General features: G+C 71.1%; 7 protein-coding genes and 2 pseudogenes. 5 read left to right on the top strand and 4 right to left on the bottom strand.

Annotated features, from left to right (window positions below; genetic code table 11):
- The 4 genes and pseudogenes from AB0C29_RS22910 to AB0C29_RS22895 form a co-directional block, all read left to right on the top strand.
- Positions 1-244 (top strand): annotated as a pseudogene (locus AB0C29_RS22910) (2-phospho-L-lactate guanylyltransferase); the annotation flags it as partial.
- 10 nt (positions 245-254) lie between these two features.
- Positions 255-452, top strand: a complete 198-nt coding sequence (locus AB0C29_RS22905) for a cold-shock protein (protein WP_360823390.1) — start codon at positions 255-257, stop codon at positions 450-452.
- Positions 453-497: 45 nt separating this feature from the next.
- Positions 498-2,738 (top strand): RNA degradosome polyphosphate kinase, encoded by a 2,241-nt coding sequence (locus AB0C29_RS22900; protein WP_360823387.1) that lies wholly within the window; start codon positions 498-500, stop codon positions 2,736-2,738.
- Between the two features lies 1 nt (position 2,739).
- Positions 2,740-3,624 carry an NUDIX hydrolase gene (locus AB0C29_RS22895; RefSeq protein ID WP_360823384.1) on the top strand — a complete coding sequence of 295 codons (885 nt, stop codon included), beginning with the start codon at positions 2,740-2,742 and terminating at the stop codon, positions 3,622-3,624.
- Here AB0C29_RS22895 and AB0C29_RS22890 read toward each other — a convergent pair.
- The 4 genes and pseudogenes from AB0C29_RS22890 to leuC form a co-directional block, all read right to left on the bottom strand.
- On the bottom strand, positions 3,581-4,042 hold the full coding sequence (locus AB0C29_RS22890; protein ID WP_360823381.1) for a hypothetical protein: 462 nt from the start codon (positions 4,040-4,042) through the stop codon (positions 3,581-3,583). The two genes, AB0C29_RS22895 and AB0C29_RS22890, sit on opposite strands and share 44 nt — an antisense overlap.
- A 265-nt stretch (positions 4,043-4,307) precedes the next feature.
- A pseudogene (locus tag AB0C29_RS22885) lies at positions 4,308-5,081 on the bottom strand (HU family DNA-binding protein); the annotation flags it as partial.
- A 177-nt stretch (positions 5,082-5,258) separates the two neighbouring features.
- A complete protein-coding gene (gene leuD, locus AB0C29_RS22880) occupies positions 5,259-5,846 on the bottom strand; it encodes a 3-isopropylmalate dehydratase small subunit (RefSeq protein ID WP_360823379.1) in 588 nt (195 codons plus the stop codon).
- A gap of 15 nt (positions 5,847-5,861) precedes the next feature.
- Entirely contained in the window at positions 5,862-7,316 is a 1,455-nt protein-coding gene (gene leuC, locus AB0C29_RS22875) for a 3-isopropylmalate dehydratase large subunit (RefSeq protein ID WP_360823376.1), read from the bottom strand.
- Between the two features lie 49 nt (positions 7,317-7,365).
- On the opposite strand from leuC, the gene AB0C29_RS22870 reads away from it, so the two are divergent.
- Positions 7,366-8,052 (top strand): IclR family transcriptional regulator, encoded by a 687-nt coding sequence (locus AB0C29_RS22870; protein WP_023561932.1) that lies wholly within the window; start codon positions 7,366-7,368, stop codon positions 8,050-8,052.
- The last annotated feature ends 49 nt before the right edge of the window (positions 8,053-8,101 follow it).

The raw sequence follows: 8,101 nt of genomic DNA, 5'->3' as shown, positions 1-8,101 counted from the left end.
CGCGGCGGCCGGCACCGCGCTCGATCCGCACTTCGGGGTGGGTTCGGCCGCGGCGCACGCCGCCTCCCTGGCTCAGCCGCTGCTCGGGGCCTGGCCCGGACTGCGGCAGGACGTGGACACCGCCGACGACCTGCGGACGGTCCTGGCCCTCGGCGCGGGTGAGCACACCTGCGCGCTGCTGCGTGATCTCGGACTCATCGCCGAGTGCGGCACCTCGGGTGTGGCCGGGCGCTCGCACCGGTAGCGTCTGGGGCATGCAGGGGACCGTTGCGACCTTCGACGCTCAGAGCCGCAGCGGCACGCTGCTGCTGGACGACGGCAGTGAGCTGTCCTTCCCGGCCGCGGCGTTCGAGGCCTCGGGGTTGCGGCTGCTGCGCCTCGGGCAGCGCCTGACGATCTCCGCCGGGCCGGACGGCACCGTCACCAAGGTCGAACTTCCCGGAATCAGGTGAGCTTCGTTCATTTCCCGTTCACCCTGGACGGGCAATGATGGAGTCATGACCACCCCGCCCCGGACACCCGACACGACCGTGCCCCCCGCGGCTCGCCGCCGCGGCTCCGACGGGCGGTTCCTCTCCCGCGCCGAGCAGACCGACACCGAGCCGACGGAGCCCGCTGTGACCACCGCCGACACCGCGCCGGACCCCACCGAGACCGATTCCGGCCTCCCCGAGCTGCCCGAGGACCGCTTCCTCAACCGGGAGCTGTCCTGGCTCGACTTCAACGCCCGGGTGCTCGCCCTGGCCGAGGATCCCAGCACCCCGCTGCTCGAACGCGCGAAGTTCCTGGCCATCTTCGCCGGCAATCTGGACGAGTTCTACATGGTCCGGGTGGCCGGGCTCAAGCGCCGGCTCAAGGCCGGGCTGCCGATGCGCGGCGGCGACCGTTCATCGCTGCGCCACCAGCTCGAAATGATCACCGAGCGGGCCGCCGACCTGGTCACCCGGCACGCCGCCTGCTTCGGCGAGGAGGTCCGGCCCAAGCTGTCGGCCGAGGGCATCGAGCTGGTCAGCTGGAGCGAGCTGGACGCGCCGGAACGCGAGCGGCTGCGGACGTACTTCCGCGAGCAGGTCTTCCCGGTGCTGACCCCGCTCGCGGTCGACCCGGCGCACCCGTTCCCGTACATCTCCAGCCGTTCGCTCAATCTGGCCGTCGCCCTGCGCGACCCGGCCGGCAGCGGCAACGAGTTGTTCGCCCGGATCAAGGTGCCCAACAACGTGCCGCGCTTCGTCACGGTGCAGAACGACAGCCGCGGGGCACGCTTCCTGCCCGTCGAGGAGCTCATCGCCGCGCACCTGGACCAGCTCTTCTCCGGCATGCGGATCCTGGAGTGGCACCTGTTCCGGGTCACCCGCAACGCCGAGCTGGAGGTCGACGAGGACCGCGACGAGGACCTGCTGCAGGCCCTCGAACGCGAGCTGGCCCAGCGCCGGTTCGGCCCGCCGGTGCGCCTGGAGGTGGCCGCCTCGATCAGCGACCACGTGCTCGACCTGCTCACCCGCGAGATGGAGATGGACAGCCAGGACGTGCTGCGGGTGCCCGGCCTGCTCGACCTGTCGGGGCTGTGGCAGGTCTTCGGCGAGTGCGACCGCGACGACCTCAAGGACCGGCCGTTCGTCCCGTCGACCCACCCGCAGCTGGCCGACGGCGAGGTGCCGCGCAGCGTCTTCAACCGGCTGCGCGAGTGCGACATCCTGGTGCACCACCCGTACCACTCGTTCTCGACCAGCGTGCAGCGCTTCATCGAGCAGGCCGCCGCCGATCCCAACGTGCTGGCCATCAAGCAGACGCTGTACCGCACCAGCGGTGACTCGCCGATAGTGGACGCCCTGGTCGACGCCGCGGCCGCCGGCAAGCAGGTGGTGGTGCTGGTGGAGGTGAAGGCCCGCTTCGACGAGGTGGCCAACATCGCCTGGGCGCGCACCCTGGAGCGGGCCGGCTGCCACGTGGTCTACGGCCTGGTCGGTCTCAAGACGCACTGCAAGACCTCCCTGGTGGTACGCCAGGAGGGCAACCAGATCCGCCGCTACTGCCACATCGGCACCGGCAACTACCACCCGAAGACGGCCCGGCTCTACGAGGACTTCGGCATGCTCACCGCCGACCCGGAGATCGGCGCGGACGTCACGGACCTGTTCAACGTGCTCACCGGCTACAGCCGGCAGACCGCGTTCCGGCGGCTGCTGGTGGCCCCGCACGGGGTCCGGGCCGGCCTGATCGAGCGGATCGAGGAGCAGGCCGAGATCGCCCGCGCGGGCGGCGACGCCCTGGTCCAGTTCAAGGTGAACTCGCTGGTCGACGAGGAGACCTGCGACGCGCTCTACCGCGCCTCGCAGGCCGGCGTCCGCATCGACCTGGTCATCCGGGGCATGTGCGCGCTGCGCCCGGGCGTGCCGGGGCTGTCGGACAACATCCGGGTCCGCTCGATCGTCGGCCGGTTCCTGGAGCACTCCCGGGTCTTCCGGTTCGGCGTGGGCGACGACGCGGAGTACTGGATCGGCTCGGCCGACCTCATGCACCGCAACCTGGACCGCCGGGTCGAGGCGCTGGTCCGGGTGACCCTGCCCTCCGCGCAGGAGGATCTGCGCAATGTGCTGGAGTTGTCCATGAGCGACAAGAGCGAGGGCTGGGACCTGGCCGGTGACGGCACCTGGCACCGCCGTACGTTCTCGCCGTCGGAAAACCACATCCACCTGCAGGAGGCGTTGTTGCGCCGGGTCATCGGCAAGGCGGGCTGAATTGACGACCGAACCGGTCCGGGCCGCCGGCGGCGTCCTCTGGCGACCGGCCGGGGACGGCATCGAGATCTGTGTCGTGCACCGGCCGTACCGCGCCGACTGGAGCCTGCCCAAGGGCAAGCTCGACGGCGACGAGCACCCGCTGGCGGCGGCGGTGCGCGAGGTGCAGGAGGAGACCGGCGTGCACGGGGAGCCGCAGCTGCGGTTGCCCGAGGTGAGCTACACGCTGCCCGACGGCGGGCCCAAGACGGTCGAGTTCTGGCTGATGCGCGCCGCGGAGGGCCCCGCCGACGACCCGATGGACCCCACCGAGGTGGACACCGTGGTGTGGCTGTCGCCGGCCGACGCGCTCGCGAAGCTGACCTATCCGGACGACCGCCGGCTGGTCGAGCACGTCGCCGCGCTGCCACCGGTCACCGCCGTGACGGCGCTGGTCCGGCACGCGCACGCCGGCAAGCGCAGCGAGTTCGACGGCAACGACGCGCTGCGGCCGATCGACGAGCAGGGCCGGGGTGAGGCGCGGACGCTGGGTCTGGTGGTGTCGCTCGTCGCCCCGCGCCGGCTCTTCGCGGCCACTCCGTTGCGCTGCAAGCAGACCCTCGAGCCGCTGGCCGAACGACTCGGCCTGCCGATCGTGGTGGACGCGGCGTTCGCCGAGCCCGCCGACGTGCAGGACGTGCCGGCCCGGGCCAAGGTGGCCGCGGCCCGGCTGACCGAGCTGCGCGACGGCCCCCGGGTGGCCGTGTGCAGCCAGGGCAAGGTGATCCCGTCGATCCTGGCGTTGCTGGACGGCGCCGAGGATCGCGAGCCCTACAAGACGCCGAAGGGCACCGGCTGGATCCTCACCTGGTCCGGCGAACGGCTCCTGGCACTGAGCCGGATCTAGGCCGCCCGGTGACGCGCGCGCGGCGCTCGATGTCCTCCGGCAGCGGGTCCGTACGCCAGTAGCCGACCTGATCGCCGGTGAGCCAGCGGGCCCGCCACAGCTCGTCGGCGCGGGGCTCCCAGTCGCGCAGCGGCAGCAATGCGACCCGCCAGGACAGCACGCTGGCCACGTACCAGCCGTAGAGCGGCAGTATCCCGAGCAGCACGTCGCGGCGGCGGTAGGAGCCGTACGGGCCGAGCACGAGGACGGCCAGGCCGCACCAGCCACAGGTGATGAGCCAGTCCAGCAGCCCCCAGCCGGTCCAGTGCTCGGCCAGGTCGCCGAGGGTCCAGCCGGGAACGACAGCGCCGGCGAAGACGGTCGCGGCGATCAGTGACCTGCTCACGAGACCACGGGGGCTGACGAGTCTGCGCTCCATGGAGCGGACCGTAGGCCGCGGGGCCGCTGTGGCGCCGGAACACGCGAAGGGCGTCCACCGTACGGGTGGCCGCCCTTCGTACCTCAGCGTGCCGCTGAGCGGGCCGGAACGGCCCGTTGGATCAGCGGGTCTTACGAGCCGAGCTGGTACGCGCGGTCGTGGCCTTGCTGGCCGGGGTGGCCTGGACGGCTGCCGTCGTCTTCTTGGCGGCGGTCGTCTTCTTGGCCGCCGTCGACTTGGTGGCCGCGGCCTTGGTCGGCGCCGTCTTGGTCGCCGCCTTCTTGGCCGGTGCCGCCTTGGCGGTGGTGGCCGACTTCGTGGCCGTCGCCGCCTTGGTGGCGGTCGACTTGGTGGCCGACTTGGCCGGAGCCGACTTGGTGGCGGTCGCCGACTTGGTGGCGGCCGTCTTGCGGGCCGGCGTGGCCTTGGCCGTGGTCGCCGACTTGGTCGCCGCCGACTTGGCCGGCGTGGTCTTGGCCGGGGTGCTCTTGGCGGCGGCCGACTTGGTCGCCGTTGCCTTGGTGGCCGTCGCCTTGCTGGCGGTCGACTTCGCAGCCGTCGCCTTGGTGGCGGTGGCCTTCGTGGCCGTGGCCGCCTTGGTGGCGGTCTTGGCCGGGGTGGCCTTGGTGGCGGTCGTCTTCTTGGCGGCCGCCGTCTTGGTTGCCGCCGCCGTCTTCGTGGCGGTCGACTTGGCCGGAGTGGCCTTGGTGGCGGTGGACTTCACTGCCGCCGTGGTCTTCTTCGCGGTGGTCGCCTTGGCCACCTTGCCGCTCGCGACCATCTCCCGGAATCCGGTTCCGGGCTTGAAAGCGGGGACGGACGTCTTCTTCACCTTCACCGGTTCACCGGTGCGCGGATTGCGCGCGGTACGGGCATTGCGCGCCCGCTTCTCGAAGACTCCGAAACCGGTAATGGCAACGCGATCGCCCTTGGTAACGGCGTTCTGCACCTCGCTGATGACCGCATCCAGCGCCGCTGTCGCCGTCTTCCGGTCCCCCAGTCGGGCGGCGAGCGCCTCGACGAGCTCTGCCTTGTTCACTGGTTTCCTCCCGAACGTGAGAACTGGCCCAATGCGAGCCATTCTGCGCGCACCGTATGCCCTCTGACCAGCAGACACAAACATCTGCATGAAAAAAAACCGTTGTGTCGCAACGATTTTGCCCCCGCCGGGAACCCGGCGGGGGCAAAAAAGCCTGCAAGAGCAAGGAAAACGACCTCAGACGACCACCGGCTTGAAGCCGGGGCGATCCTTCTCGTACGAGGTAATCATCTGCTCGTGGCGCAGCGTCAGTCCGATGTCGTCGAGGCCCTCCATGAGCCGCCACCGGCTGAAATCGTCGATCGGGAAGGTCCAGACGGCGTCGTCCACGCGCACCTGGCGCTCGCCGAGGTCCACGGTGATCCGCTTGTCCGGTTCACTGTCGGCCATGTCCCAGAGCGCCTCGACGGCTTTCTGGTCGAGCTGGACCGGCAGCAGACCCTCCTTGAGGGCGTTGCCGCGGAAGATGTCGCCGAAGCGGGCCGCGATGACGACCTTGAAGCCGAAGTCGCGCAGGGCCCAGACGGCGTGCTGGCGGGAGGAGCCGGTGCCGAAGTTGGGCCCGGCCACCAGGATCGTCGCGCCCGCGTGCGCGGGGTTGTTGAGCACGAAGGCCGGGTCGTCGCGCCAGGCGCTGAACAGCCCGTCCTCGAAGCCGGTCCGGGTGACCCGCTTGAGGTAGACGGCCGGGATGATCTGGTCGGTGTCCACATCGGAGCGGCGCAGCGGCATCACGGTGCCGGCGTGGGTGGTGAACTTGTCCATGGTTGCTGCTCCCCCTCAGAGGTCGGCCGGGGCGGCCAGCTTGCCGACCACGGCGGTGGCGGCGGCGACCTGCGGCGAGACCAGGTGGGTACGCCCACCGCGGCCCTGCCGGCCCTCGAAGTTGCGGTTGGACGTGGAGGCGGCGCGCTCACCCGGGCTCAGGGTGTCCGGGTTCATGCCCAGGCACATCGAGCACCCGGCGAAACGCCACTCGGCGCCCGCGTCGGTGAAGACCTTGTCCAGCCCCTCGGCCTCGGCGGCGGCGCGCACCTGGAAGGAACCGGGCACGATCATCATCCGTACGCCGTCGGCCACCCGGTGCCCGCGCAGCACGTCGGCGGCGGCCCGCAGGTCCTCCAGGCGCCCGTTGGTGCAGGAACCCACGAAGACCACGTCCACCGCGACGTCCTTGAGCGGGGTGCCGGCGGCCAGGTCCATGTATTCCAGGGCGCGGCGGGCGGCGTTGCGGTCGGACTCCTCGACGAACTCCTCGGGATCCGGCACGACGCCGTCGAGCGCAGCACCCTGGCCCGGGTTGGTGCCCCAGGTGACGAACGGGCTGACCGTGGAGGCGTCGATGTGGATCTCGGTGTCGTACTCGGCGCCCTCGTCGCTGGGCAGGGTCTTCCAGTACTCGACCGCGGCGTCCCACTCGGCGCCCTGCGGCGCGTGCTCGCGCCCCTTCAGGTACGCGAACGTGGTCTCGTCCGGCGCGATCATGCCGGCCTTGGCGCCCCACTCGATACTCATGTTGCAGATGGTCATCCGGCCCTCCATGGAGAGCTTGCGGATGGCCTCGCCGCGGTACTCCACGATGTGGCCGTTGCCGCCGCCGGTGCCGGTCTGCGTGATCAGCGCGAGGATCAGGTCCTTGGCCGAGACGCCCGGGCGCAGCTCGCCGCTGACCACGACCGCCATCGTCTTGGGCTTGGCCTGCGGCAGCGTCTGGGTGGCCAGCACGTGCTCGACCTCGCTGGTGCCGATACCGAAGGCCAGCGCGCCGAACGCGCCGTGGGTCGCGGTGTGCGAGTCACCGCAGACGATCGTGGTGCCCGGCTGGGTGAGCCCCAGCTGCGGACCGATCACGTGCACGATGCCCTGGTCCTGGTCGCCGAGCGAGCGGATCTGCACGCCGAACTCGGCGCAGTTCTTGCGCAGCGTCTCGATCTGGGTGCGCGAGACGGTGTCGAGGATGGTCATCAGGTCGCCGCGGCGGGTGTTGAAGGCCGGATCGGCATAGCCCGTCGGGGTGTTGTGGTCCTCGGTCGCCAGCGTGAGATCGGTGCGGCGGACCTTGCGCCCGGCCAGGCGCAGGCCGTCGAAGGCCTGCGGGCTGGTCACCTCGTGCAGCAGGTGCAGGTCGATGTAGAGCAGATCAGGCTCACCGTCGGCGGACCGCACCACATGGTCGTCCCAGACCTTTTCGGCCAGGGTCCTGGGTTTCCCCTGTTCGGGAGTGACTCCCACCATCTGGACATCCTAAATTCTGGGAGGTATGTTTCGGCTTGTGGGACACAGTATGAGCGGTGTCGGCGTTCTCGACAAGGCGGTGGTCATCCTCGCCGCCTGTGTCGACGGCGCCAGCCTGGCCGAACTAGTCGACCGGACCAAGCTGCCCCGGGCGACCGCGCACCGGCTGGCCCAGGCCCTGGAGATCCACCGGATGCTGGTCCGGGACACCCAGGGCCGGTGGCGGCCCGGGCCGCGCCTGGGCGAGCTGGCCAACGCGGCCCCGGACGTGCTGCTGACAGCGGCCGAGCCGCTGCTGTCGGCGTTGCGCGACGCGACCGGGGAGAGCGCCCAACTCTACTTGCGCCGGGCGGACGAGCGGATCTGCGTCGCCGCCGCCGAACGCGCGAGCGGGTTGCGCGACACGGTGCCGGTCGGGTCGGTGCTGCCGATGGTGGCCGGATCCGCGGCCCAGATCCTGCTCGCCTGGGAGCCGCCGGAGGCGGTCATGCCGCTGCTGCCGCGATGCAAGTTCACCGGCCGCACGCTGGCCGAGGTGCGTCGGCGCGGCTGGGCGCAGAGCGTCGCGGAACGCGAGCCCGGGGTGGCCAGCGTCTCCGCGCCGATCCGGGACCGGACGGGCCGGGTCATCGCGTCCATCTCGATAAGCGGTCCGATCGAACGACTCGGCCGCCGCCCCGGCGAACGCCACGCGATGGCGGTCGTCCGCGCGGGACAACGCCTCAGCGGTCTCTGACCCCCGGCAGACCCGCGGCCTGACGGCCGGCGGCAAGGCGGCGGCCGGC

This window comes from Actinoplanes sp. NPDC048791, from assembly GCF_040650095.1.
GTDB lineage: Bacteria > Actinomycetota > Actinomycetes > Mycobacteriales > Micromonosporaceae > Actinoplanes.
Note: the sequence above shows the minus strand (reverse complement) of the source record. Positions and strands in the feature narration are given on the sequence as shown.